Below are 24942 nucleotides of genomic sequence, written 5' to 3'. Positions count from 1 at the left end.
CGCTGGCTTAGCGGCGATGATGAGTTGTCAAAAGGAATGACCATGCAACAGATACAAAACCAAAGCCTTGTTTCGTTTATGGTAGCGAATCCACAACAGGGCATTGCAGTGACTAATCCGGCGACCGGAGAACTCCTCGGGTACGCACCAGTCTCAACCGAAAACGACATTTTAAATGGCATTGAACGTGCCAGTGTGGCGCAGAAAGAGTGGACGGCACTGCCAGCAAAAATGCGTGCTGGCATGCTCAATCGTTGGTTCCAACTCCTGTTAGAAAACAAAGCCGACCTTGGCCGTTTGATGACGTTAGAGCAAGGTAAGCCGCTAGCGGAAGCTCAAGGTGAAGTGCTTTACGGTGCGAGCTTTATCGAATGGTTTGCTGAAGAAGCGAAACGTACCTACGGTGAGACGATTCCTGCCCCAAGTGCTGACAAGCGTTTGGTGACCATCAAACAGCCAATTGGTGTCGCCTGTGCGATTACACCGTGGAACTTCCCAATTGCGATGATCACGCGCAAAGCAGGTCCAGCTTTAGCGGCAGGCTGTAGCTTTGTCGTAAAACCATCTGAATCTACGCCGCTGTCTGCGTTTGCGGTCGCAGAGCTTGCCTATCAAGCGGGTATCCCTCGCGATGTGCTGCAAGTGGTATTGGGGGAAAACTCCCGTCAGGTCGGTGCTATCTTCACTTCACACCCGTTGATTCGTAAGTTGTCTTTCACTGGCTCTACTCAAGTCGGTAGCGTGCTGATGCAGCAAAGTGCGGCTGACATCAAACGTACCTCAATGGAGCTCGGTGGCAACGCGCCATTTATCGTATTCGATGATGCGGATATTGATGCAGCTGTGGCAGGCGCGATGGCGTCGAAATTCCGTAACGCAGGTCAAACGTGTGTTTGTGCGAACCGTTTCTATGTACACAGCAAAGTGTATGACGAATTCGTTGCTAAGTTTGACGCTGCGGTTCAGCAGCTCAAAGTTGGTAACGGATTGGAAGAGGGGGTCAACATTGGTCCAGTGATCAGCGAGTCAGCGAAGCAAGGCATTCAGACGCTTATTGATGGTGCTATCGAGCAAGGCGCGAAGCCGGTTTCAGAACTTAAAAAGCTCGATGGTCTATTTATGCAGCCAGTGGTTCTCAAAGACGTTACTCACGACATGAAGATTGTTTCCGAGGAAATCTTTGGCCCTGTCGCGCCAGTGATTCGTTTTGACAGCGACGAACAGCTGATCGAAATGGCGAACGACACCATCTACGGTCTCGCGTCGTACTTCTACAGCCAAAACATTCACCGTGTTTGGAAAATCGCAGAAGCGCTCGAATACGGCATGGTCGGCATTAACGAAGGTATGATCTCTACTGAAGTGGCTCCTTTCGGTGGTGTTAAGCAGTCCGGTATCGGACGTGAAGGAGCAAAACAAGGTATCGATGAATACATGGACGTGAAATATCTCTGCTTTGGCGGCAACTAATTAAGGACAAAACAATGACAAACCAACAACTACACGAAAGAAGAAGCCAAGTTATCGCTCAAGGCATGGGCGCACTGTACCCACTTTACGTCGAGAAAGCAGAAAACGCTTACGTATGGGATATCGAAGGCAACAAATACATCGACTTTGCAGCGGGTATCGCGGTGACTAACACCGGGCATTCTCACAAGCGCATTAGCGAAGCGGTAAAAGCTCAGTTGGATAACTTTTCGCACACCTGCGCGATGGTTACGCCGTACGCGTCATTCGTTGAGCTGGCTGAAAAGCTGACAGAACTTGCACCAGGTGAGACTAAGAAGAAAGCGATCTTTCTAACCACTGGCGCCGAGGCGGTCGAAAATGCCGTAAAAGTGGCACGCGCTCATACAGGCCGTAGCGGCGTGATAGCGTTTAAAGGCGGCTTTCACGGTCGCACAAATATGACGATGGGGTTAACTGGTAAAGTTGCGCCGTACAAAGCGGGCTTTGGTCCTTTCCCGAACGAAATCTACCACGCGCCGTACCCAAATGCGTTCCACGGCATCAGCGTTGAGCAAAGCTTACAAGCGATCGACGATCTATTTGCTTGCGATATTGAACCTTCACGCGTTGCGGCGATTATCTTCGAGCCAGTGCAAGGCGAGGGCGGCTTCTACAAAGCACCTGAAGCGTTTGCACAAGGCTTGCGTCAGCTGTGTGATAAGCACGGTATCATGCTGATTGCCGATGAAATCCAAACAGGGTTTGCTCGTACCGGTAAAATGTTTGCAACAGAGTATCTAGGCATTGAACCTGACCTAATGACAATGGCGAAAGGCATTGCTGGTGGTTTCCCAATCTCAGCGGTAGTTGGGAAAGCGGATGTGATGGACTCTGCACTACCCGGTGGTTTAGGTGGCACTTATGCGGGCTCGCCACTTGGTTGTGTTGCAGGTCTTGAAGTGCTGAAAATCATCGAAGAAGAAGACTTGTGTGCTAAAGCAATGGGCATCGGTGAAGTGGTCAATGTTCGTATGACGAAACTGCAACAATCAGTGCCTGCTATCGGTGAAATCCGTACCACGGGTGCAATGATGGCGATTGAGTTTACTGACCCAGAATCAGGCAAACCACTGCAAGAGATGACCAAAGCGGTGATTTCTAAAGCGCAAGAAAATGGTCTTATCCTGCTTTCTTGTGGAGTAAAAGCGAACGTGATTCGTCTGTTACCTCCATTGACCATCGAATCTGACGTGCTAAATGAAGGCCTAGATAAGTTGGAAAAAGTGATTCTTGAAGTGGCGTAATTCACGCACTTTTAAATAGCAATAACAAATCAAGGAAGCGGTTGGCATCAATCGTTTCCTTTTTATTTTTTTAACGTATCTGCTGCCTATCTAAAAAGTATTGCTCAAGCTCCAAGTTGTCACTCTTATTACGGATGACTTAACAGTTGGGCTCGTTCTTACTTTCCACTTAGTCGCTACTTTGTTCTCCTCGAATGTGGTTTGGTGCTCACATTCTAAATCCCGACATCTGAAAGCCACTTGAGTCTATAATTTTATTGAGCGTCATTCCTCACTTTTTGGACTATAGAAATGAGATAGTATTCATATCCCACTTAGGTTGCTTGACAGATTAGCAGGACGAACTTTGATAACAAAGAATACAAGGTATGCCATTTTACTCGGCTTAGTTCCCATCGCCATATTTGTAGTGGCCTTTCATTCGATAACCAACTTTTACGTCAACTCGGTAAAAGCGTCGAAAATAGATGCTTACGTAGATTATTTAAATCAAAGGTCTGCCTATTTGGACGGAGCAATAGTGAAGCAGATTGCTCAGTTAGATTTTACTTGTAGTGATAGTGATGTAAGAACTTTACGCGACCCACGTTTTTATAACCGTTACATTCGTTTTATTGCGATGACCACAAAAGGCGGAAAAACGTGTTCCACGGTTGGTAGTGAAGTGTCTCGCCCATCTAGTAGTGAACGATTTCAGATGGATGAGAACTTTTTCGCATCACTTATTTTGCCGCAACAGAATGACCAAATAGAGTGGATGGTCATTTATGATAATGAACACGTTGAAGTCTTCTGGGTGCTTGATAACAGTTGGGTTAACGAGGTAATAAAAACGCCTTGCAAAGACTGCCTATTTGTAGAGTTTAAGTATGATGAACCAATATTTGGTGATTTAACGATAAGCCGTGGCAAAGCGAATATTGCAGGAGAAGAAAACGCACTCTCAAAAGAGTTTTTCTTTTCAGGAGAGTCTCAAGCCAACATGCTCATCAAGATATTCAGCGGTGAAAAACTTAAAAATTATGCTCAGGAAAGAGTACTTTTGTGGGGCGGTCTTGTAAGTGTGCTTGCTGGTCTTGTGACTGCCTTTGCATACATATCTGGTAAAAGCTTGAGAAAATCCATTACAGGTCTAATTGAAAATGGGATTAGTAATGCAGAATTTATTCCTTACTACCAGGCGATTGTCGATAGTCGCGATGGTAAGACAGTAGGATATGAAGCTCTGATTCGATGGTCGCGACGTGATGGAATGGTGCCACCAAATATGTTTATTGGTGCTGCAGAAGAAAGTGGCCTGATTATCCCGATGACCAATCAGCTTATTCGTAAAATCATACAAGACTTAAGTGACTTACCCGAGCATACGTGGGTCAGCATCAATATTGTTTCCTCCCATTTAGAGTCAGGTGTATTAACGAAGTTGCTGTCGGAGTTAAATTGGCCAATCTCTAATAGAATTCATTTTGAATTGACCGAGAGAATACCAGTAAAAGACACTGAGGCCGCGAAAAAAGAGATTTTGTATTTAACGAATAAAGGCTACAAGTTCAAAATTGACGATTTTGGTACCGGATATGGTGGCTTTTCTTACCTACAAGATTTGGGCATCCGATGTTTAAAAGTGGATAAGATGTTTATTGATCCAATAGGATCTGACGACCAAAAATTGAAAGTGCTGGACTCAATTGTGTCTGCAGCGAACAAAGCGGAATGTGAGATGATTGCAGAAGGTGTAGAGAGCCAGGCTCAAGTCGAATATCTGGCTCAGCATGCGATTTACCTTATTCAAGGTTATGTTTACGCTAAACCAGAGCCCCTGACTAACCTTGCAAGCGCTTAACAGCCATAATGTCAAAACGTACCGTTTTAAAGGTGTCAGTTGCCTAGGTTAGCGCTGATTTCTGCTGATGGGGTTACACTTGAGGATTCCTAACACTCTCATTACTTCTAGAGTGTTAGGAATTAACGTTACTTAGGAGGAGAGTGCGGCTCTTTTCGTTTTGATTGACGTAATGAGCTGAGGTAGTAATGACATTACGATCATTCCTAGCATTAAGCTGTATTGCAGAGGAGTGAACGTTTCCCCCAATAGCAGTAGGCCCGAAACAATGCCTGCGACAGGGTTTGCAATACCACCAAAGGTAAAATCTACGACCGACATCCGCTGTAATAACCATACATACATGCCATACCCTAATGCAGTGTTCAGAATAATTACCCACAGTAACCCTAGAATATTCGTCATGGATACGTCCTGAACGACCGTAACATATGGCTCTGGATTGTTTATCGCCAGCACACTTGTTGCGATAGACATAATCACGCCACCCAAAATGAGCTGCCATGTTAGCACTGTCCACCAGTGCATTTTTGTACCTAGTGACTTTGTTACGCTACTTCCTATCACGATGCACATAATGGCGGAGATCATCGCAAGTAAGCCCACGGGTTCGAGAGAAATAGAGCTAGGATCAAATAAGAACCAAGCTAAAGTAATCAAAGTTGCGCCGCTTATCGCTTGAATGCCACTAGGCTGACGTTTGTAGACCGCCCAACCAAACAGCATCGCAAAAACGGGGACCGAAACCATACCAACACCAGAGATGGCAGAAGGAAGCGTCAACGCCATGACAAAAATGAGACCAAAGAAGCAAGCGATGTTGATGGTTCCTAAAACAAGCAGCACTTTCCACTCACTTCTTTTTGGAAACGAGGGCTTTATTGCCAGCAACAAAAGACCCGCAGGCAGTGCCCTTAGAGCACCAAGTAAAACGGGAGGCCAGTCCGGTAGAGTAAACTGAGTAACAGCGTAAGTCGTCCCCCAAAAAAAGGCAGGAATCATCGCAAGTAAAATGTTCATGTTAAATATCTTTATGTAGAGATAATTAAATGTAACGATATCGGCAAGGTGGCTTTTTGTAAAGTATCTTTATGTTAAAATAAAAAATATATGATGTTTGGAGAGAAATAATGGATGCAATTGATAGAGTGGTAGAGCAGTGGGCGAGGGAGAAGCCAGACCTCGACACTGAACCGATGGCAATAATGGGTCGACTAATGCGAATTGCAAAACACATGGAATCTAGGGTCGCCGAGCTACATAAGAAGTACGATCTGAAAATGGGTGAATTTGATGTGTTAGCGACACTGCGTCGAGCTGGTTCACCATATTGTCTTACTCCCTCAGCGTTAATAGAGTCGATGATGCTCACTTCGGGTGCGATGACTAATCGCTTAGATAAACTAGAGAAGAAAGGGTTTATTACCAGAACCCATAGCAAAGAAGACCGACGTAGCGTCACCGTTGAACTAACAGAGCAAGGCTTAACCTTAATTGACAAGCTAATTTTGGAGCATGTAGACGTTCAGCAATCGTTATTGCATGGTTTAGAAGGCAATGAAAAAGAGCAGGTTAACCAGGCGTTAAAATTGCTATTGCCACAATTTGAATGAGAACGCAGAAGGAGGCAGGGGATATGAAAAGCAAAGAACTAGAACAATACTTAAGTACCTTCATGTGTGCAGAAAGCGATTTCCCATTTGGGCCTGAAGCGCTTGTTTACAAAATCAAAGGCAAGATGTTTGCCATCATTGCAGAGAGAAAAGGTCGGGAGTATGTCAGCGTAAAAGTAAAACCAGAAGATGGAGAAGTCTTAACGTCGCAGTTTACGGACATTATCCCGGGTTATCACTTAAATAAGCGTCATTGGATAACGGTTTATTTTAACGGTGATGTCGAGGATGGGTTGATTCAAGATTTGTGTGAACGCTCTTATGCTCTTGTCGTTGCCAAGCTGCCGAAAGCACAACGAGCGTTGCTTGGTGAGTAATCGGCAACGCACTGGCCTCTGTTGTTTTGTCGCTCGTTGCTCGTAGCCTTTACGGAAAAATTCGCACCTTTTTCATCCTCGGGCTATATAAGAATAAGAAGGTGGAAAAGGGGAATGATATGCGAGCATTATCTGAATGGCTAAAAGAATACGGGGAGAGTCACCAAAACCCTATCAACCAAAAGATTCACACAATCGCAGTTCCAGGTATTTACCTTTCTGTGGTTGGACTTATTTGGTCGATTCCCCAGATTTCATTATTAGGCTTCGAACTTAATTGGGTTTGGGTAGCGGTGATCCCCACTTGGGTTTTCTATTTTCGTTTGTCTCTGAGCGTATTCATGATGATGATCGGCTACACATTAGCGTGCATTGGCCTTATTTGGTCTCTAGAGGTATTGATGTTGCCCGTTCTGCATATTTCTATGCTCTTGTTTGGTGTATTGTGGATATTGCAATTTATCGGTCACAAGATTGAAGGTAAAAAACCGTCGTTTTTTGAGGATTTACAGTTTCTACTCATCGGCCCGATTTGGGTGTTCAGAAAACACTAGCGATAAGCAAAATCAGGCATCATCCGAATGACACAAGACATATAACGTTCAGAGATTATGTAGCTCTTACTACAGAATACCTCTCCTTCTTATTGCCACGACAAGCATTCACTTTAGATACGCACTATGATTAAAGAGGTGCCAACGCACTTTACGCTATCGAGATACTTAAACTTACGGCAAGTTTACTTTAGGGGGATGAATGTACGACCGACAATATAAATATGCCTATTGGAGAGAAGAGCGTAAAAAAGGCAAATGGCACTATATATTAAAGTCCTTCTTTATGATTTGTTGTGCATTACTGCTTGGTAAAGTCATCGGTTTGTTCATTTTTGGAGAGCTGCATTCTTTAAGCGACATTTGGGAACAACTCCCTGCGGATGTTTTTATTATGATGCTCGTGGGCTTTCCAATTAGTGTCCTTGGTTGGTACCACGAAGAGTCAAAGTTTTTCCGGGCACTGCGACGCAAAGAAAAGCGGTTAAAAGACAATCAAAACAAACCGAAATAGAGTAACCTTTGTCTATGTTTGGATTGCCACTTATCTATCTGAACTGTTCGATTTTACCCCTTTCAGTCGTTTAGCGTTTAGTTACGTGTTGCAAAAAGCCTTCTTAATGCAACAGCCCCTAGCGTTGTGGAAATTGGTACTGTAAGAAACATTAAAAAACGAAGTTGAGCATTAGCGTATAAAGGCTCGCACTGTAATCCTTTGGGGCTGATGAAAACGCGCCAGAGCTATTATTGTAGGCGTTGAACCTTTGCCATTCTGCGTTTAGGGAAACGTTGTAATCTAGGTCGTATCTCAATCCGAGTAAGAAACTGTCTCCACTTTTTTTATCCCGACTATTAAACTGCTGACCGTAAACAATATAAGGAGTCAACTTTTTTACATTATAACTTGTTGTCGCGTACCAAGATGAGGAAAGATTGCTGGTCTGTCCTTCTGCCATAATCACAATGTTATCGAGCTCGTATCTTAACCCTAGAGAAAACAGATCGATCGTGTTGTTTTTTTCTGTTTCAACTAGACGGTCAATGATTGTGGTTCCGCCACCGGGAGTGGACTGCTCAATGTTAGAGAGCGTCGTTGTTTGATCATAATCGCCGTGGAGGTAGGAAAAATTCCAACGATAGCTCTCTCCGCTTAGCGTTAAGTTCATCCCTGCAGTGTTGTTTGACTCAATTTCCAATTCAGTACGTTCATTGATGGTTACGTCACTATTGTCTTTAAACCCGACAAACGGCATGGCGGTAAGTACGACTTGCTCATTAAGGTCATGAATCCAGCGTGCAGATAGGCCGTTATAAGCCGTGATACCTAGAATGCTGTCATATACCTCATTCGGTGGGCGGGCTTGGGTAAAAGCGTGACCGACATAGTTGTACTCAGACATCAAAAACAGTGGCAGTCTTAAGCGTCCTCCTCTTATTTCTATGTTTTTATAGGTATAAGCCAAATACGCCCACTCGAGCTGAGGCGAGCTCCAATGGTCTTGCGGGCGCTTTACGACTTGTGCGGATGCCCGAAATGCCTTGTGAAAATAATCGAGCTGCATGCCGAAAGTGGTATCGCAATCGAAACAAGATTCATCGCCAATAAAGCGGTTAACTAGTACCGTAGTTGGGTTATCGGATTTTGCCCACGAAGTAGAGCCAAAACCACTTAAAGAAAGTTGTTCTGTTAGTTCAATCGTGGCTGAGCTCGGAAAGGTCGCGATACTCAGCGATAACATGGTTAAATATTTTTTCATATCAATTCTCCGAGCTAACCACACATAAAACATGAGCATTACTAGGGACGCTCGATGTTGGGGCATAACCAATTCTATTCGGCTTCTCTTGCATCCATGCTATGAGGTCATCAATGCTGGAGCGTGCAATCACTTTTGGCGGTCTAGCTTTACCTGAAAAAGACAAGCTTGCCCAATGCGCGTTCATTTGCGCTAAATTTTTGTTGAGAAGATAACGATAGAACTCAGCTCTTTCTGTTGATGTCGCAGGCCAGTCAGAGAGTTCAATTCGCTGGCCTTGTAAAAGTTGCGTCTTCCCTCTGTACAACTTTCGCGCTTTATTGACAGTGAGCGGAGAGAATTCGTCATTAAATGAGAAAACGGCGTAGCTCTCTGCAGCGAGAGCTTGGCAATTTAATGAAAGAAGGGCAATCAGAATAAACAGATAGCGTTTTATGTAACGCAAAGGAAAAGCAACGCGAGAATGATTTCTACTCATAGAATCCACCTACATTGCTTGTTCAATTTGATACAACAGTTTTTCTTTGCGCACAGGCTTTGGTACGTAGGCATCCATTCCTGAATCAAAGCAGCGTTGAATATCATCATCAACGACGCTTGCTGTTAATGCGATAATGGGCGTCTTAGCTAATCCTTTACTCGCTTCATAAGCTCTAATTTGCCTAGAAGCTTCAAACCCATCCATTATGGGCATCATGCAATCCATCAAAATAACATCAAACTTTCCATCTTTTTGGAACATTTCGACTGCAATTTGACCGTTTTCTGCGACTTCGAATTGATAGCCTGCTTTAGATAGCAATAGAGAAGCCACTTTCTGGTTCACTCTATTATCTTCGACAAGCAAGATGCGTTCGGAGCGAATAGGCGTTACCGTTGCTTCTGGTTGCTCAGAACTTGCAGGTAGTTCATGAGTTTTATCGGGGGTGGTGTTCTCTTGGTGTGGTTCAGCAGGCGTCGTGTTGGAAACGCGTAACCCTATTGCCTTATCTAACTTCTCTTTAAGCAACCCTGCTTTAAACGGTTTGGGCACATAGTCATCCATTCCAACGTCAAAGCATTTTTGTATATCGTCATCGACCACACTTGCCGTTAGAGCAATAATCGGAATTCTGAAAGCGCGTTTTTCTTTTACTTCTATTTGACGAATTATTTGGGTGGCTTCAAATCCATCCATTACGGGCATCATGCAGTCCATTAAAATTAGGCTGTATTGATTCTGTTGAAATTTCTCAACCGCTTCTTGTCCGTTTACAGCGACATCAAAGTCGAAGCCAGCTTTTGTGACGTGTAGCCCCGCGATTTTTTGATTGACCGTATTGTCATCAACGACCAAAATTTTCGGCAAAGATTTAACATGTTGCGCTGAAATGCTCTCTTGTTGTGCGTGCGAGAAATTTGCCGCACAACTTTCAAGTGCTTTAATTAAGCGCTGCCCTAGTAGTGGCTGAGTGACCAAGGCGCTGATACTGCTTCTAAAGTCGAATTGTGGGCTATGAAGGTGCTTGATGAGGCAGACACGAATGTTTCGTTTACAAAGGCTTTCTATCTCATCGATATGCATCGCCGCTGCATTTGGTGATCCTTCTACATGAATAACGATAACGCGCTCGTTATCAATCCACGTTGGCAACGCACTTAAGGTATCTACTGACTGCGTTATATTGATGTTGAAAAAACTTAACTCGTTACGCAGTTTTTGTTCTAGTTGAGTACTGCTGCATACAATCCATATGTCGTTGTGATTCAGAGCGTGATAAGCGTTAAACTCTTGCGTCACAACAGGAGCAGTTAGTTCAAAGAAGAAGCGACTGCCTTTACCTTTCTCGGATTCAAGTTGAATTTCTCCACCCATTAGCTCAACTAATTGCGTGCTAATGGCAAGCCCAAGTCCAGTTCCCCCAAATTGTCGGGTAGTAGAGTTATCCTCTTGGGCAAATGGAGCAAATATTTTCTTTTGCTGCTGGGCATCAATACCAATCCCAGAATCTTTAACGGAAAACTCGATGACCGCTTCACCATTTTTTATTTCGCGGGTGATGACCGATAGCTCTACACTGCCTTGTTCGGTAAATTTTACCGCGTTAGACATGAAGTTCATGACAACTTGGCGTATACGATGGTCATCCAACATTACGTGGTAAGGCGTGTTACGGCTAATGTTGACTTGCACATCGATGCCTTTTTCCTTTGCTTTCGGTGAAATGATAGAAGCAATGTCATAGATAGACTCTCGAACACAAGTTGAATGTGGGCTAATGAGCAACATCCCAGATTCAATTTTTGAGAAGTCTAGAACGTCATTAATTAAACTCAAAAGCAGTTGGGAGGAGGTTTCAATCGTATCGACGTAATCGCGTTGTGTGGCAGTCAGGGAAGTATCGGATAACACTTCAGAGATGCCAATAACGCCATTTAGCGGCGTGCGGATCTCGTGGGACATGTTGGCCAAAAAGCTACTTTTGGCTTTACTCGCCTTAATTGCATCATCTTTTGCTTGTTCTGCATCTTCTTTAGCTTGTGTGAGCTTTAGTCTGGACAACATCCGCTCATCACTAAGCTTTTTTACCTCTCGAGCAAACTTACTCAGCTCGTCTTTACCCTTTATTAGTTGAGCAAGAGGTGAATTTTCAGTGTTACTTTGTTCATTGCTTTCGTTACTGAGAAATTTGAGGACTAGATTCAAGTTTCCAGTAACTTTTCGCACCAATCTTAGCGTTAAACTTACGACCAACAGCGTTAAAAGGCTCATCATTGCGATAAAGGTAAAGCGGTGCTGTGTCGTCGTGTTGATTGTCTTTGATATATCATCACTCAGCTGCTGTTCCATTTTGTCGTCAACACTTTGTAATAACGATAAGCGTTTGTTGAGTGCAGATAACCCCGCATCAATCTCATCCGGGGTTAATGATTTGAGTTGAGCTGGTTGCAATAAATAAGCACGAAACTCTTGGCTTTTGATAAAGACTTCACCCGTAAACGTCTCAATGAGCAGATCTACTTGTTGTTGATTGGCATTTAGCGTCACAAAACGCTCTAGAAATAGTTGTTGGTTCTGGATTAAAGATTGGATAGAAGCCTGTGTTGTGAGGTCATACTCGTTATTTTCCTCTGAAGATCGAATCAAATATTCGCTTAATCTATGCTCTTCAGTGGACCAAAACATCAACCATTCAAGTTGCATCAAAGAAGAAAGGTGAGTGTTTGTTTCATAACTCACATTTCTAAAATAGACTTTGTCTAAGCTCATGAGGATTTCTTTGAACGTATCAGCGCGCCACTCTGCCGCATCTAACTTTTCTTCTTGATTTTGCGAAGAGAGCATCGAGAGGGTTGCTTCCTCAAAGCTTGTCAACTGGTTTAGTATCTCAGCGTTTTCACCGAATACTGGTGCTGCAGTGTCGCGTAACAATTGAGATATCTGCTGAGTTTTTAGTTGCTTATCTATTACATCAGGGTTATTCGGTAGGTGATAAAGCGAAGATACGCGGTCTATGTAGACAGAGAATAACTGTGCTTTTTGTAGTTCCTGAGCCTGGATAGAAAGGCTTTGTACATGTTTACCCGCGAGGACAAGCAACAATAAAATTGGCAGCAAAACCAACCCAAATAGCTTTTGTTTTACCGACAGGTTGTTCCAAGAAAAGATTCCTACCACGCGCATTTCCATATCCAAGAAGTTGATATGAAAAGTGTAGTTTATTTATCTCAGATGTTAGATTTTAAGAGAAAATTCATATTAATGAGGTGGGGGAAGTGTGACCGATATTGCATTACGAGTACTAACGCGCTAAGCGGCAATAGTTAACAAAACGGCGTTCTAAGCAAAGTGATTGACGCTTTGAGCGCCACTCCCTCGTTGGTATTCAAATGCAATCAATTCCTCGGCAGGTACAGGTCTACCTAAGAAAAAACCTTGTACGACGTCACAGTGGAGAGACTCCATTCGTGTGAGTTGAGTTTGAGTTTCTACGCCTTCGGCTACTACTTTCATTCTTAGGTTGTGAGCCATGGATACAATCGCGCGAACTAATGAATCGTCTTGATCGCTTTTTCGGATTTGAGCGATAAATGAACGATCAATCTTGAGCCCGTCAAAAGCCATATGTTGTAGGTAGGCAAGGGCTGAATACCCCGTACCAAAGTCATCTAGCCAAACTTCCACTCCGATACTTTGTAGTTTTTTAAGCACATATTGAGCTTTCTCTGTATCATCAATAAAAAGTGACTCTGTCACTTCAACATGAATGGTTTGAGGGGCGACATCATGTCGTCGTAAATACTTAGAAAATAATTGACTTAAATCTTGGCGATAGATTTGTCTTGGGGACAAGTTTAATGCGATGTGAAAATCCGTACCGAAATGTTCTGCCCACATTGCCCGCTGAGCAATTGCCGTCTCAATGATATGTTCTCCAAGCTCCAATATTAAATCACTTTGCTCTGCGATCGGGATAAACGATTCTGGACTGATATAGCCTTTCTCGGGATGATTCCACCTAACCAATGCTTCGACCCCAATTAGGCGATAGGTTTTTAGATCAAATTGTGGTTGATACCACAGCTCGAATTGAGACAAGTCACGTACTGAACGACGCAGTTCTCGTTCTATGTATAAACGTTGTTTAATCGTTTCATCAAACGTGGAATCGTATATCGTCATAATGTCTTTACCGCGTCTTTTAGATTCCTGCGCCGCAAGAGAGGAAAGCTGTAAAAGAGACTCAGCGTTTGAACCAAATTCTGGATACACAGCAATTCCGAGGCTTGCCGTAATTTGAATATCGTTCTCTTCCAAACTAAAGGGAGAGAGTAGTTGGCGATGAATAGCGTGCGCTTTTTCTCTAGCTTCATGATTGTCCGAGCACGGAAAGGCCAGTACAAATTCGTCCGCACCTACTCGACTTACGATGGTAGAAAGGCGGTAAAGCGGCTTAAAATAACTCGGCAAACGGCTTTGAAGCTCTGAGGCAAGATGGCCTAGCAATTTATCCCCAATGTTATGTCCGTAGTTATCGTTAATGTGCTTAAAGTCATCCAAGTCAATAAACACAACCGCGAGTGAGGGGGATTTGTGGTCAGTTATTTGCGTTTGAATATCAATGAGTAACTTTTCTCGGTTTGGCAGGGAAGTCAGAATATCGTGGTACGCCATGAACTCAACTCGGCTGGTGTATCGGTTCACTTTGTTTGACATTTTGTTGTACGCCGAAATAAGTTCTCCCACTTCATCTTTGCTTTGTATGTCGGTGACTGGCAGCGCTTGGGTATTTGACTCTGAAAATTGATCTTTTAGTTGCTTGAGTGGCTTAGTTAACGACCGCCCCAAAGCATAAGCGATGATGCTACCGAATAGAACGGATATCCCACTGATCGTTAGCAGCAAGTTAAACATCTTCTGTTTATCGTTTGAGGTAATCGCTTGGACTTGTTCAATATTCTGTTCTTTCTCTTCCAGTAGATGTATCAAGTTAAGCTCAAGATACACCGCCCCAAGAGTAATGTTTGATTGCTGAATCGGCGCTGCGATCTCCAACTGATGCTTGGAAAAGGAAACGAGAGTTCTAGATTCTTCTATTGCTTTCAAAATAAAAGGAGAGCGGTAATGAGGTTGGGCAAACATCCTTAGCTGAGTAGTGCCGTCGTGAAAGATTAGCCCTTCATTGTCAACAACATGTATTTTCGAGACATCTGGCTGGCTCAATGTTGCCTTAATTTGCTCATACGCTTGACTGATATTGTCTGTATAGAGTGGATCAAAAAGCTGTTTTGATAATAGCTCTGCATAAACCAACCCTTTTTGCTTAACGTAAGATTCTGTTTTTTCTTGAGAGTTGTTCGTGATTTGTTGAGTTAAGCTATTTGAATAGGCATCGTAACCGTGCATGTATAACGCAAGATTTATCACCACAACAAACAAGACAACGAACATTGTCGAGCAAATGTATTTGGTTTCGAGTGAGAGCTTTTGAAACATCAATCCACCTTCGGTAACAAGTGAACTGACTTGCGCACTGTACTTAAGGAGGCTCGCATTTCTGGAGTAAGCGCGCTGAATTTTTTGGTGTTCTGAAACTTTTTAAGTGCGAGAGAGCCTTCGTGAGTTGTATCCATATCAAGCAGTATGGACGTGATTTTACGCTGTTGCTCTAGGCTCATGCTTGGAGAAGCGAGAATCAAATCCCTGGGTATTTCAACAGAACGAGAAAAAATCGCTAGTTTGTCTTTCATGTTCTCTGGCAAATCTTTGGGATTGTTCCAGTTGAAGTTACTGAATGCTCCTGCTGCAACTCTCTGTTTATATACCCATACAGATAGGTTGATTTCATTTGACTGAGCGAGTTGCTCATCAAGGAATAAATAACCAATACTGTCTTTGGCCGGTTTGTCATCAGGAGAGGGAAGGTATTGCAGTTTTTCTCCGTGATTCAGCAATGTAATCGCAGGTAGGTAATAGCTGCTGGTAGACGTACGCTTTTCGAAAACAAGCGTTTTTCCGCGCAGGTCAGAAAGTGACTCAATGCCACTCTCTTTATTAGTAAAGAACACCGTATGATATTTTTGCAGGCCTTTTTTCCATCGTATAGCAAGAACTTGGCTATTAGACTCCTTTTCTAAGGTCATCGCATTAAAGGGGGTCGCCGTTGCAATTTGAACGGTGCCATTTTCAAGCGCAACCGCGAGCTGACGATAATTTTTAAATACCTTTACCGCCCCTTTTGCGTAACCATATTCAGCCATATTTTCAGTTACATACTGAGTAAGGGGCGTCGCTTTTTTGATTTTGCTTTGGGCTTTATTGGACACAATGCCAAATGTGAATGTTTTCTCAATATTTTCTTGTGCACTGACGACAAAAGGTGAACTCAGCAAAGTGAGTAATAACAGAGTGCAGGCAGGTTTCATCCGGCTTCAACTTCCTTCTGGTGCATGTCAGTAATATTTAGTATTTATCAATGTGCCGAAATCAATCTTAAAAACAGTATGATGTACAAATTTCGTTGTGTGCGCACTTTTTATAATGTGACTTGGTCACTTATTCCGTTCAAATAGTACCGAATTTGACGTTTATGTACAGGATGAATGTATCACCGTGAGTCTGAATTCACCGGATTCTTGGTCAAGCGCAGTATTGGCTGTGAGCTAATGCGCCATCTGTATCGCTATTTTGTACTAAGAAAAATTCTCCAATTGTTTTTGATACTTTTTCTGGAGAGCTTCATTGCCTGCTGCACGTTCAAGTTGAATCATGAGTTGCAAAGAGGGCTTCTTCACGCCATACATTTGATTGAATCTCATTAATCGAATTCTAGCTTCAGTATAATCACCGCTATCAATTTCTATTTTAGCGAGTTGCAAAATCGATTTTGGTCTATGGGGGTCATGATCGATAGCTCTAGTAAAGTAGTATCTCGCTTTGTCTTTATCTTGTGATTTTAGCGCACAAAAAGCTGCATTCTCATAGCTCGCTGGAATAAGGTAGTAATAAGGCTGCTCAATGGCTCGATTAAACATCTGATCGGCTTTTTCGAAGTCACCTCGCTTGCAAAGAAAAGTACCGTAGTTATTGAGCACATTTCCGTTTTTAGTGTGTTGGCGTAGAGAGCGTTTATACATCTGTTCGGCTTTAATATCTTCACCAACCGTTTCGTAGTAGTGAGCCATAGATAATTGCGCGCGATAGTATTGAGGTGCGTGGTTTAAGGCTTGTTGTAAGTTATCATGCGCGCGAATCATGTTACCGCCGTCTAAATAACCTAAGCCAAGTGCGATACGTGATTCTGCCATTGCCACAGGATCGGCTTTAACGACAGGGCTTCCATCTTCTTTCACCGTCACGCAACCCACGAGTGCAAACTGAGACAATAATATTAGTGCACCGAGCTTTGCTGTTTTCATTCTTTATCCCTACATCCCTGAATCTTTCTGCATGATATGAATTACTTAGCAAAAACCTATTGAGGAAAAAACACTATGCGATCAGGTTTGCAAACTGTTATGAAAAAGCCGCCATATGGCGGCTTGGTTCACATATTACATTTCGGTAATGATGAGTGCTTTGTTTGCTTATTTTGAAGCTAATCGTCTTTAGTGAAAGCATCTTCACTGAAGTGCTCGAGGTCGTACGGTGTTTGCTGATAAACACAGTAGTTCAGCCAGTTTAAAAAGAGGAGGTGTCCATGGCTTCTCCAGCTTGCAATTGGTGGGTTATCTGGGTTGTTGTTTGGGTAATAGTTGACAGGAATAGCGGGCTCCATACCTTCGCTTAAATCTCGGATATATTCATTATGTAAAGTGTGAGAATCATACTCAGGGTGTCCTGTGACAAAGACATTTCGTTTGTCTTTTGTGGTGGCCAAGTACACACCTGCGACATCCGATGTCGCTAAAATGTCTAAGTCAGTATGCTCTTCTAGAAAGTGAGGCGAAAAATCTGCGTAACGCGAGTGAGGAGCCAAAAACGTGTCATCAAATCCGCGTAAGATAGGGTGAAACTGATGATGGATTTGATGATGATACACGCCTGAAAGTTTTTCTTTACGCGTTTTTTTAGGTAGATCGTAGAGTAGCTTTAACCCTGCTTGCGCAGCCCAGCAAACATAAAGAGTGGATGTCACATGATCTTTTGCCCACTCCATGATGGTTTTGAGATGATCCCAATAAATGACATCTTCAAATTGCACCAAACCTAATGGAGCCCCAGTAATGATCATGCCATCGAAGTTTTTATCTCGCACCATTTCAAATTGGCGATAAAACGTGTCTAAATGTTCAGTTGGCGTATTTTTACTCGGGCGGTTATCAATGCGCAGTAATTCGACGTTAACCTGTAGTGGGCTGTTTGAGAGTAGACGCAGAAACTGAGTTTCAGTCTCTATTTTTTTTGGCATCAGATTAAGGATCAGCACTCTTAAAGGACGTATTTCCTGACTCGCTGCACGCGTTTCACTCATCACGAAGATGTTTTCTGTCCTTAATACATCGGTAGCTGGTAATTGATCTGGAATTCTAATTGGCACGACTTTCTCTCCCTAAGTATAGTCAATCTAGACGTCTATACTTCTAAAGCTAACTTAATTAAGTTTAGATGTCGATACGAAATCCGACTTTTCAATCTACTCTTTACATTATGGTAAACCGTACTCGGGGTTGTCACACAATTGTGACTAAAGCAGAGTTTCTGATGAGATAGGTTTGAAACGCAGTGTGTACTATTTGCTGGTAATTATGCGATCACGTTAATATGTGAAGGTGACTTCGTAGTAAGGAAGTCTCAAATTAATGAGCCATACTAAAAACAATCAGCTCACCATTTTGCATTAATGTGCATATTTGGAAACATCGTCAGTGGAGGACATTATGTTCGGTATTTTCAAGAGAAAGACAAAGATTCAGAGCATCGCTCAAGAAGTTCCTTGCGTGCTACTGCATTCGTTTGGTGATAAAGACATTTATACGCCGGAAGAGATTGATCAAGTTCTTCAAAAGCTGGGTTATGATAAGAGCAAGGATGTCAGTCATTATCAGTATGCGTATGGAATGTTTGCCGATGAAGCCTCTTACGAGCTCCTAGAACTAACGGATGAGCTAGGTAATTATGGTCATTTCCAACGTGAAGTAGGTAAGATGCTACTCAATACACCTGAGCCGATTGATATGCATATCTACTTTGAAATTTCTCGTCAGCACCAAAACGTCAGCCTTTTACCTGGTCATCAAAAAGTAAGCGAAAGTGATGGTGTGTAAACATCGTTAGTGGTATTCCATCGTGAGATGAGTTGGGTATAATGCGCGGCCTAATTATCCGGACATGTTGTCGGTTACATTTCTGTTGAGCGTTAATGCCTTATGTTCAAAATGCTTGTCTCTATGCCACCAATGTTGGCGCTGTCGATAGCGATTGTATGTGAAGTGATTGCCACTTCTTATATTCCCAAAACAGAGCAATTTACGAAAGTAATGCCGAGCACAGTCGTTTTGATTGGTTACGGCATCGCTTTCTTCTTGCTTTCCGTCACAGTGCAAACAATGCCTGTTGGGGTTGTTTATGCCATATGGAGTGGTGCTGGGATCGTTTTGGTTGCGACGGTTGGTTACTTTGTTTACGGACAGCGTCTAGACTTACCAGCCCTAGTTGGTATTGGGTTTATCATCGCTGGTGTGTTGATCGTAAATTTATTATCCAAAACAGTAGGGTACGAATAACGCCACTCTACTTGTTAAGTGAATAAGAAGCCGCAGCGAGAAATTGCTGCGGCTTTTTAGTGCAAATTCAATCGCTAATGGCGAGTATTGATATGATGTCTTATTGTTGCATTCATCACGGTCGCATTATGTGATTGAAAAACAGGCATTATTTAGCGCATTGAAAATACAAAGTTATGTTTCTTCAAACTTTAGGAAAGGGCAGTAGATAAATCACTCCGATAGATGTTAACGTGGCGACTCATCTTTACTGCTTTTTCATTCCCTACATATTTCTGCAAAGTTCTTATTGTGTAGTGTGTCGAAGAACCATAGAATCCGCGCGCTTTAATTTATGTTATTAGCGTTATCAATGATAAAAGTGCAGTCCATTATCATTGTTTTTATCACTTATAGATGGGCACATCTGACAATACTTACATGAACAAATACAAAAAGCCTGCATTCAAGGCCGAATTTCTTTTGCCTCGTTACTGGGGAACGTTAATTATCATTAGCGTGATGTACTTACTTAGCCTCCTTCCTTTTAAAGTTCAACTAGCTTTGGGACGCAACATTGGTCGTTTAGCTATGCGATTCATGAGAAAACGTCAAGTTACGATCAGACGCAATCTTGAGCTTTGCTTCCCTCATATGGAAAAATGCCAACGCGAAGCAATTCTAAAAGACAACATCGACAATACTGGCATCGCACTTTTTGAGACCGCAATGGCATGGTTTTGGTCAGATAAACGGGTAAACAAACACGTCACGATAAAAGGCATGGAGCATCTAGAGGCTTTAGAGAAGTCAGGCAAAGGTGCATTAATGTTGGCCGTACACTCAATGAATCTAGAGTTAGGTGCTCGAGCTTTTGGCATTAAAAAGTCTGGAACCGGTGTTTATCGCCCAAACAATAATCCGTGCTTTGATTATTTTCAGTATAAGGGACGCTCTCGCTCTAATCGTACACTGATTGATCGTAAAAACGTCAAAGCCATGCTTGAAGCACTTAAAACGGGTGAGCGGGTTTGGTATGCACCGGACCACGATTATGGTAACCGACGCTCGACATTTGCACCGTTATTTGCCGTTAAAAATGCTTGTACTACGACAGGCACAAGTTTGTTGGTTGATTCTACAGATTGCGCCATTGTGCCTTTTACGATGGTAAGAGGAAAAGACGGACACTATACCCTAACCATTAGTGCGCCCGTCGAAGGTTTCCCGAAAGAGGATCATCAACGCGCCGCCGCATTCGTGAATCAAATAGTTGAAACATCAATCATGGCAAGTCCGAGCCAGTATATGTGGCTTCATCGTCGGTTTAAAACTAGACCAGAGGGTGAGGACTGTTTGTACAAGCCTAGGCTCATCCCTAGCTTGGCATAGCACATAGAGAGCCTAAAAAAAGCCCAAGGAACGTACGAACCTTGGGCTTTTACTTTCTATTCTTTTCGCTTTATAAGTAGCGATCTTTTAGGTGAGCTTGAAAGTGTTTAGCATTCAGTGTTTCACCCGTGGCTTGTTTTACCAACTCATCAGTGGTGAATAAGCTACCTTTACTCCAGATGTTTTCCGAGAGCCAATTGAATATCGGAGCTAAGTCGCCAGAACGAATAACCGCATCTACATCGATGGTTTGTTTCATTGCTGCCATAAATTGTGCAGCGTACATCGCACCGAGCGTGTAGGACGGGAAATAGCCAAAACTTCCGTCTGTCCAATGGATATCTTGCATACAGCCATTTTTGAAGTTTCCTTCGGTTGATAGCCCCAAGTACGCTTTCATCTTTTCGTTCCAGAGTTCTGGTACATCTGTATGTTTGATGACGCCGTTCATGAGATCTCGCTCAATTTCATATCGAAGAATAACGTGAGCGGGATATGTTAGTTCGTCAGCATCTACGCGAATAAAGCCTTTTTCTACGCGAGTGTAAATTTTGGCTAAATTGGCTTTTTCGAATTCACTACCAGAAAAATGGTTAGAAGCCAGTCGAGCGAGGTGATCGATAAACGCGCTGCTTCGTCCTATTTGCATTTCAAAGAAGAGTGATTGTGATTCATGAATACCCATAGAGCGAGCTTCTCCCGCGGGTGTTCCTGATAAATCTTTTGGTAGCCCTTGCTCGTATCGAGCATGGCCAGTTTCGTGGACAATCCCCATCAATGATTGGACAAACTCGTTTTCATTATAACGTGTCGTAATACGCACATCTGTCGGTACACCGCCACAAAATGGGTGGGTACTCTCATCAAGTCGACCGTGTTCAAAATCGAATTGAAGTAGCTTCATGACTTCCAAACCGAGCGCTTTTTGCTTTTCCGCAGGGTAGTGCGCAGTTGGCAATAAGATGTTGTCTGATTGTTGTTTTTCAAGCGCTTCATCGATCAAAGTAGGAAGCCAGGTTTTCACGTCAGCAAAAAGAATGTCTAACGACGCAGATGTTGTGCCAGGTTCATAAACATCGAGCATGGCATCATAAGGAGTCGTGCCATTTGCTTCGGCTCTAATTTGCGCTTCTTCCTGCGATAGCTTTACGACTTCAGCCCAGTTCTTTTCAAAACCAGCCCAGTCATTTTCTCCACGTTGTGTACGCCATGCATGTTCACATTTGGAGCCAGCAAGAGATTGAGCTTGAACTAATGATTCTGGTAGTAAGTTAGCTTGCTGCCACCCACGCTTCATTTCTCTTAGGATAGATTTTTCTTTTGTAGACAGCGTCTCTTCTTCTGCCTGAGCGAAAAGCTCTCCCAAGTGCGGTTGAGTCATTAAAGAATGGATATGTACATCGAGCTCTGCCGTGGCATTCGAGCGTGCTTCAGCGCCACCAGGTGGCATGACCGCTGCTTGATCCCAATCTATGATGGCAGATAGATGCTCAAAATTTGCCACTTTTTTGGAATGTTCAACGAGTTTTGTAAATGCGTTCATGTGACTACTCTTATTCTTTTGTTCTTTCCCTAAACACCCGATAACGGGTCCTTCATATGGTGTTGCACTAAGCAACATGCGTTAATTTACTAATAATTAACAATTAACTCCAACCCATTGTCAATAAACTCACCCAGTTGTATAGCTCTCTTAAAAAAGAAGCTTGCGAATCTTGTGGATTGGCGGTATTGATGAAGGATTGACAATTAATTATCACGATAATATGGATATTTTGAATTTCGAGGCATTTATTATTGCCATTACGATTTTAACGTTAACGCCAGGTTTAGATACTGCACTTGTTATCCGTAACACTAGCCGATCGGGCCTAAAAGATGGATGTACAACCAGTCTAGGGATTTGCTTTGGCTTATTCGTACATGCTTTTTTTTCTGCGGTTGGTATCTCGGCGATTCTTGCGCAATCAGCAGAGTTGTTCCAAATCGTAAAAATGATTGGCGCAGCTTATCTTATCTGGCTTGGTTTGAGCAGTTTAAAAGCGCTAATGTCGTCGAAAGATGGATTGACCGTGACCGAGCAGATTCACGAAGTGTTTAATGGTAAGCGCTCTTTTAGAGAGGGCTTTCTTTCTAACGTCTTGAACCCGAAAACGGCGGTCTTCTATTTGGCTTTCTTGCCACAGTTTGTGAATCCAGAAGGTTCACCCTTGCTTCAATCAATGATGATGGCATCTGTACACTTTGCTATTGCGATGGTTTGGCAGTGTGGTTTAGCTGGCGCGCTTAACTCGGCTAAAAATCTACTAAAGAATGCAAGCTTTATGAAGTGGATGGAAGGCGCGACGGGCGCAGTATTAGTCGCACTTGGTGTGAAGTTATTAATTGAAAAACCCGTTTAATGCGTAATATTTATCGATTGTTGATACTACTCGCTGTATTTATTGTGGGGATAGGTGCCGCTGTTGCTTGGCATACGTGGCCACAAGTACAGTTTGCGCAACGCGGCATGATCTGGTCTTGGCACTGGGGCTACTTCGAGCCTTTTGCTAATGGAATACAACAAACGCGAACTCAAGACACTAAACAGTTATTGCTCAGGCGTGTGTATTTGCATGACGCTATTGTCGTTTTTGTTTCGACAACTATGGACAATAAATTTGAGGTCGACGTTGTAAAAGAGCAAACCTGTGAACCTAAAACGACGACTTGGGCTTCGGTCTCTGTCAATCATCAACGTGTCAGGCATGTACCTATGGTGTGCGATGCGTTTGGGCAAGGCTACTTTTATCGCTACATCGGGAAACATCTGGAATCGATTGAGGTTGGTGTCGGCGACTCGTTTGTAACAGAAGCATTTTTAGACTGGCCGCTATCAGAGTTGAAAGCGGATCAATTCAAGCAAAAAAATGCGAAGTTTTTTGAAGAACGTGGAGAAAACGTTGAGCATCAATGGTTGAGAGATTAACCATTTAACCGAAGATAAATAAAGCCCGCTAAATAATAGCGGGCTTTATGTTTTTACCATTTCTAATGTGCTTTGCTCTCCGTTACTGGTAGTTTGTGACCGAACAGCTGTCGTTTCACTAAGCTTTCACTGCTTCAACTTCACCTGATTGCGATGTTGAGCTAAAGAACAGTTTGGTTTCTGCCAGTACGACGTGACGCAGTGCGATCAAACCAATCAGGTTAGGAATTGCCATCAGACCGTTTACGATATCAGCCAGTAGCCAAATCATATCGAGGTGAAGGAATGCACCAGATGCCACCAAGCCAACGAAAATCAGTTTGTATGGAAGCACAGCTTTAGTTCCGAACAAGAACACAACGCAACGCTCACCGTAGTAGTTCCAACCAAGAATGGTGGTAAAAGCGAAGAACATCAAACCGATTGAGACGAGCATAGGGCCAAATGTATCTGCATTTAAACCCACCGCAAAAGCATGAGTCGTCATCGCGGCACCTGCTAGGTCACTTTGCCATGCACCGGTCAGGATTAGAGCAAGGCCTGTCATGGTGCAAATAATGATGGTATCGAAAAAGGTACCCGTCATTGAAATTAGGCCTTGTTTAACACAAGAGTCTGTCTTCGCTGCTGCTGCTGCCATAGGCGCGCTACCCAAACCTGATTCATTTGAGAACACACCGCGAGCGATACCTGATTGGATTGCCAGCATGATGCTTGCACCTAAAAAACCACCCGTCGCTGCTGTTGATGTAAAGGCTGAAACCAGCACTAATTCAACGGCATTGAACAATTGGTCTGCATTCATGATGATCACGCTTAAACACGCCAACACATAAAATACAGCCATGGTAGGAACCACTTTTCCTGCAACGTTAGCAATGGATTTGATGCCACCCAAAGTTACGAAAGCAACCAAAAGAGTTAGTACAAAGGCAGATAGCTCACGGTTAACACCAAGAGATATCTCACTTGCATCCAGAATCGCGTTTACTTGTGGAAACGTACCGATACCAAAACAAGCAACACCCAAAGCAAACACTGCAAACATGATCGCGAGAGCTTTTGAGCCAACACCGTATTGCAAGTAATACATTGGGCCACCAATCATTTGGCCTTTATCATCGACTCTTCGGTACTTAACCGCCAACAAACATTCGGCGTATTTAGTCGCCATTCCGAAAAGGGCAGCGAGCCACATCCAGAATAGAGCGCCTGGTCCACCGAGTTTGATTGCTGTGGCAACACCAACAATGTTACCAGTACCAATTGTTGCTGAGAGCGCAGTACAAAGAGCTGCAAAGCTAGAAACGTCACCTTGAGTATTAGATGACTTATCTTTACTGAATACCATCGCTAGCGCTGTTGGGAGGTGTTTAAACTGGATCAAGCCAAGGCTAAAAGTGAAGTAAACACCTGTACCTACTAGCAAAATAAGCAGCGGTGGACCCCAGACAAAATTATCGATGGTTTGTAGTAAAGATTGTAGGTTGTTCAATG

The 24942-nt window shown here is 43.2% G+C and carries 22 protein-coding genes; 12 read left to right on the top strand and 10 right to left on the bottom strand.

Annotation, left to right across the window (positions count from 1 at the left end):
• The first annotated feature begins 42 nt into the window (after nt 1-42).
• The 3 genes from J4N43_RS08655 to J4N43_RS08645 all read left to right on the top strand — a co-directional run bounded on the left by J4N43_RS08655 (nt 43) and on the right by J4N43_RS08645 (nt 4599).
• On the top strand, nt 43-1470 hold the full coding sequence (locus J4N43_RS08655) for an NAD-dependent succinate-semialdehyde dehydrogenase (RefSeq protein WP_053047234.1): 1428 nt from the start codon (nt 43-45) through the stop codon (nt 1468-1470).
• Nucleotides 1471-1484: 14 nt separating this feature from the next.
• On the top strand, nt 1485-2756 hold the full coding sequence (gene gabT, locus J4N43_RS08650; RefSeq protein ID WP_054574099.1) for a 4-aminobutyrate--2-oxoglutarate transaminase: 1272 nt from the start codon (nt 1485-1487) through the stop codon (nt 2754-2756).
• A gap of 346 nt (nt 2757-3102) precedes the next feature.
• Entirely contained in the window at nt 3103-4599 is a 1497-nt protein-coding gene (locus tag J4N43_RS08645) for an EAL domain-containing protein (RefSeq protein ID WP_054574100.1), read from the top strand.
• Between the two features lie 132 nt (nt 4600-4731).
• On the opposite strand, the gene J4N43_RS08640 is transcribed toward J4N43_RS08645, so the two are convergent.
• Entirely contained in the window at nt 4732-5619 is an 888-nt protein-coding gene (locus J4N43_RS08640) for a DMT family transporter (protein ID WP_005385740.1), read from the bottom strand.
• Between the two features lie 110 nt (nt 5620-5729).
• Here J4N43_RS08640 and J4N43_RS08635 point away from each other — a divergent pair, with 110 nt between their 5' ends.
• From J4N43_RS08635 to J4N43_RS08620, 4 genes are all read left to right on the top strand, one after another.
• Nucleotides 5730-6212, top strand: a complete 483-nt coding sequence (locus J4N43_RS08635) for a MarR family winged helix-turn-helix transcriptional regulator (protein WP_017633984.1) — start codon at nt 5730-5732, stop codon at nt 6210-6212.
• Between the two features lie 23 nt (nt 6213-6235).
• Nucleotides 6236-6589 carry an MmcQ/YjbR family DNA-binding protein gene (locus J4N43_RS08630; RefSeq protein WP_054577888.1) on the top strand — a complete coding sequence of 118 codons (354 nt, stop codon included), beginning with the start codon at nt 6236-6238 and terminating at the stop codon, nt 6587-6589.
• Nucleotides 6590-6708: 119 nt separating this feature from the next.
• A complete protein-coding gene (locus tag J4N43_RS08625; RefSeq protein ID WP_005377800.1) occupies nt 6709-7143 on the top strand; it encodes an Mpo1 family 2-hydroxy fatty acid dioxygenase in 435 nt (144 codons plus the stop codon).
• 202 nt (nt 7144-7345) lie between these two features.
• The gene (locus J4N43_RS08620) at nt 7346-7657 is read left to right on the top strand and encodes a hypothetical protein (protein ID WP_054577887.1); all 312 of its coding nucleotides are present in this window, start codon (nt 7346-7348) and stop codon (nt 7655-7657) included.
• Nucleotides 7658-7808: 151 nt separating this feature from the next.
• Here J4N43_RS08620 and J4N43_RS08615 read toward each other — a convergent pair whose 3' ends face one another.
• The 7 genes from J4N43_RS08615 to metA all read right to left on the bottom strand — a co-directional run bounded on the left by J4N43_RS08615 (nt 7809) and on the right by metA (nt 17920).
• Complete coding sequence (locus J4N43_RS08615) at nt 7809-8900, bottom strand: sulfate ABC transporter permease (RefSeq protein ID WP_252094105.1); 1092 nt, start codon at nt 8898-8900, stop codon at nt 7809-7811.
• Nucleotide 8901: 1 nt separating this feature from the next.
• Nucleotides 8902-9378: a hypothetical protein gene (locus J4N43_RS08610; RefSeq protein ID WP_017633987.1), complete on the bottom strand. Its 477-nt coding sequence runs from the start codon at nt 9376-9378 to the stop codon at nt 8902-8904.
• A 9-nt stretch (nt 9379-9387) separates the two neighbouring features.
• The gene (locus tag J4N43_RS08605; RefSeq protein ID WP_149191831.1) at nt 9388-12564 is read right to left on the bottom strand and encodes a response regulator; all 3177 of its coding nucleotides are present in this window, start codon (nt 12562-12564) and stop codon (nt 9388-9390) included.
• Between the two features lie 156 nt (nt 12565-12720).
• Complete coding sequence (locus J4N43_RS08600) at nt 12721-14877, bottom strand: GGDEF domain-containing phosphodiesterase (RefSeq protein ID WP_053306907.1); 2157 nt, start codon at nt 14875-14877, stop codon at nt 12721-12723.
• Nucleotides 14877-15806: a phosphate/phosphite/phosphonate ABC transporter substrate-binding protein gene (locus J4N43_RS08595; protein WP_005385723.1), complete on the bottom strand. Its 930-nt coding sequence runs from the start codon at nt 15804-15806 to the stop codon at nt 14877-14879. The genes J4N43_RS08600 and J4N43_RS08595 overlap by 1 nt, the downstream gene beginning before the upstream one ends.
• A gap of 267 nt (nt 15807-16073) precedes the next feature.
• Nucleotides 16074-16799, bottom strand: coding sequence for a type IV pilus biogenesis/stability protein PilW (pilW, locus tag J4N43_RS08590; protein ID WP_151514736.1), 726 nt, complete (start codon nt 16797-16799; stop codon nt 16074-16076).
• A gap of 179 nt (nt 16800-16978) precedes the next feature.
• A complete protein-coding gene (metA, locus tag J4N43_RS08585) occupies nt 16979-17920 on the bottom strand; it encodes a homoserine O-acetyltransferase MetA (RefSeq protein ID WP_158159640.1) in 942 nt (313 codons plus the stop codon).
• Nucleotides 17921-18260: 340 nt separating this feature from the next.
• On the opposite strand from metA, the gene J4N43_RS08580 reads away from it, so the two are divergent.
• The 3 genes from J4N43_RS08580 to J4N43_RS08570 all read left to right on the top strand — a co-directional run bounded on the left by J4N43_RS08580 (nt 18261) and on the right by J4N43_RS08570 (nt 20477).
• The gene (locus tag J4N43_RS08580; protein ID WP_158159641.1) at nt 18261-18647 is read left to right on the top strand and encodes a DUF6559 family protein; all 387 of its coding nucleotides are present in this window, start codon (nt 18261-18263) and stop codon (nt 18645-18647) included.
• Nucleotides 18648-18770: 123 nt separating this feature from the next.
• A complete protein-coding gene (locus J4N43_RS08575; protein WP_169644527.1) occupies nt 18771-19106 on the top strand; it encodes a DMT family transporter in 336 nt (111 codons plus the stop codon).
• A gap of 420 nt (nt 19107-19526) precedes the next feature.
• The gene (locus J4N43_RS08570; RefSeq protein ID WP_137281935.1) at nt 19527-20477 is read left to right on the top strand and encodes an LpxL/LpxP family Kdo(2)-lipid IV(A) lauroyl/palmitoleoyl acyltransferase; all 951 of its coding nucleotides are present in this window, start codon (nt 19527-19529) and stop codon (nt 20475-20477) included.
• Nucleotides 20478-20547: 70 nt separating this feature from the next.
• On the opposite strand, the gene J4N43_RS08565 is transcribed toward J4N43_RS08570, so the two are convergent.
• Nucleotides 20548-22020, bottom strand: a complete 1473-nt coding sequence (locus tag J4N43_RS08565) for a carboxypeptidase M32 (RefSeq protein ID WP_158159642.1) — start codon at nt 22018-22020, stop codon at nt 20548-20550.
• A gap of 223 nt (nt 22021-22243) precedes the next feature.
• On the opposite strand from J4N43_RS08565, the gene J4N43_RS08560 reads away from it, so the two are divergent.
• Nucleotides 22244-22879: a LysE family translocator gene (locus J4N43_RS08560; protein WP_017820932.1), complete on the top strand. Its 636-nt coding sequence runs from the start codon at nt 22244-22246 to the stop codon at nt 22877-22879.
• The gene (locus J4N43_RS08555; RefSeq protein ID WP_005385713.1) at nt 22879-23445 is read left to right on the top strand and encodes a hypothetical protein; all 567 of its coding nucleotides are present in this window, start codon (nt 22879-22881) and stop codon (nt 23443-23445) included. The genes J4N43_RS08560 and J4N43_RS08555 overlap by 1 nt, the downstream gene beginning before the upstream one ends.
• Nucleotides 23446-23563: 118 nt before the next feature.
• Here J4N43_RS08555 and J4N43_RS08550 read toward each other — a convergent pair whose 3' ends face one another.
• Nucleotides 23564-24940, bottom strand: a complete 1377-nt coding sequence (locus tag J4N43_RS08550; RefSeq protein ID WP_005377785.1) for an alanine/glycine:cation symporter family protein — start codon at nt 24938-24940, stop codon at nt 23564-23566.
• Between the last annotated feature and the right edge of the window lie 2 nt (nt 24941-24942).

Origin of the sequence: Vibrio sp. SCSIO 43009, from assembly GCF_023716525.1 — a bacterium.
Classification (GTDB): Bacteria; Pseudomonadota; Gammaproteobacteria; order Enterobacterales; family Vibrionaceae; genus Vibrio; species Vibrio alginolyticus.
The sequence above is the reverse complement of the archived record's forward strand: the minus strand, read 5'-3'. Positions and strand labels throughout refer to the sequence as shown.

Coding starts and splice junctions, on each gene's coding strand:
- J4N43_RS08655 (WP_053047234.1), top strand. CDS start 43: ATGCAACAGATACAAAACCAAAGCCTTGTTTCGTTTATGGTAGCGAAT.
- gabT (WP_054574099.1), top strand. CDS start 1,485: ATGACAAACCAACAACTACACGAAAGAAGAAGCCAAGTTATCGCTCAA.
- J4N43_RS08640 (WP_005385740.1), bottom strand. CDS start 5,619: ATGAACATTTTACTTGCGATGATTCCTGCCTTTTTTTGGGGGACGACT.
- J4N43_RS08635 (WP_017633984.1), top strand. CDS start 5,730: ATGGATGCAATTGATAGAGTGGTAGAGCAGTGGGCGAGGGAGAAGCCA.
- J4N43_RS08630 (WP_054577888.1), top strand. CDS start 6,236: ATGAAAAGCAAAGAACTAGAACAATACTTAAGTACCTTCATGTGTGCA.
- J4N43_RS08625 (WP_005377800.1), top strand. CDS start 6,709: ATGCGAGCATTATCTGAATGGCTAAAAGAATACGGGGAGAGTCACCAA.
- J4N43_RS08620 (WP_054577887.1), top strand. CDS start 7,346: ATGTACGACCGACAATATAAATATGCCTATTGGAGAGAAGAGCGTAAA.
- J4N43_RS08615 (WP_252094105.1), bottom strand. CDS start 8,900: ATGAAAAAATATTTAACCATGTTATCGCTGAGTATCGCGACCTTTCCG.
- J4N43_RS08610 (WP_017633987.1), bottom strand. CDS start 9,378: ATGAGTAGAAATCATTCTCGCGTTGCTTTTCCTTTGCGTTACATAAAA.
- J4N43_RS08605 (WP_149191831.1), bottom strand. CDS start 12,564: ATGCGCGTGGTAGGAATCTTTTCTTGGAACAACCTGTCGGTAAAACAA.
- J4N43_RS08600 (WP_053306907.1), bottom strand. CDS start 14,877: ATGTTTCAAAAGCTCTCACTCGAAACCAAATACATTTGCTCGACAATG.
- J4N43_RS08595 (WP_005385723.1), bottom strand. CDS start 15,806: ATGAAACCTGCCTGCACTCTGTTATTACTCACTTTGCTGAGTTCACCT.
- pilW (WP_151514736.1), bottom strand. CDS start 16,799: ATGAAAACAGCAAAGCTCGGTGCACTAATATTATTGTCTCAGTTTGCA.
- J4N43_RS08580 (WP_158159641.1), top strand. CDS start 18,261: ATGTTCGGTATTTTCAAGAGAAAGACAAAGATTCAGAGCATCGCTCAA.
- J4N43_RS08575 (WP_169644527.1), top strand. CDS start 18,771: ATGCCACCAATGTTGGCGCTGTCGATAGCGATTGTATGTGAAGTGATT.
- J4N43_RS08570 (WP_137281935.1), top strand. CDS start 19,527: ATGAACAAATACAAAAAGCCTGCATTCAAGGCCGAATTTCTTTTGCCT.
- J4N43_RS08565 (WP_158159642.1), bottom strand. CDS start 22,020: ATGAACGCATTTACAAAACTCGTTGAACATTCCAAAAAAGTGGCAAAT.
- J4N43_RS08560 (WP_017820932.1), top strand. CDS start 22,244: ATGGATATTTTGAATTTCGAGGCATTTATTATTGCCATTACGATTTTA.
- J4N43_RS08555 (WP_005385713.1), top strand. CDS start 22,879: ATGCGTAATATTTATCGATTGTTGATACTACTCGCTGTATTTATTGTG.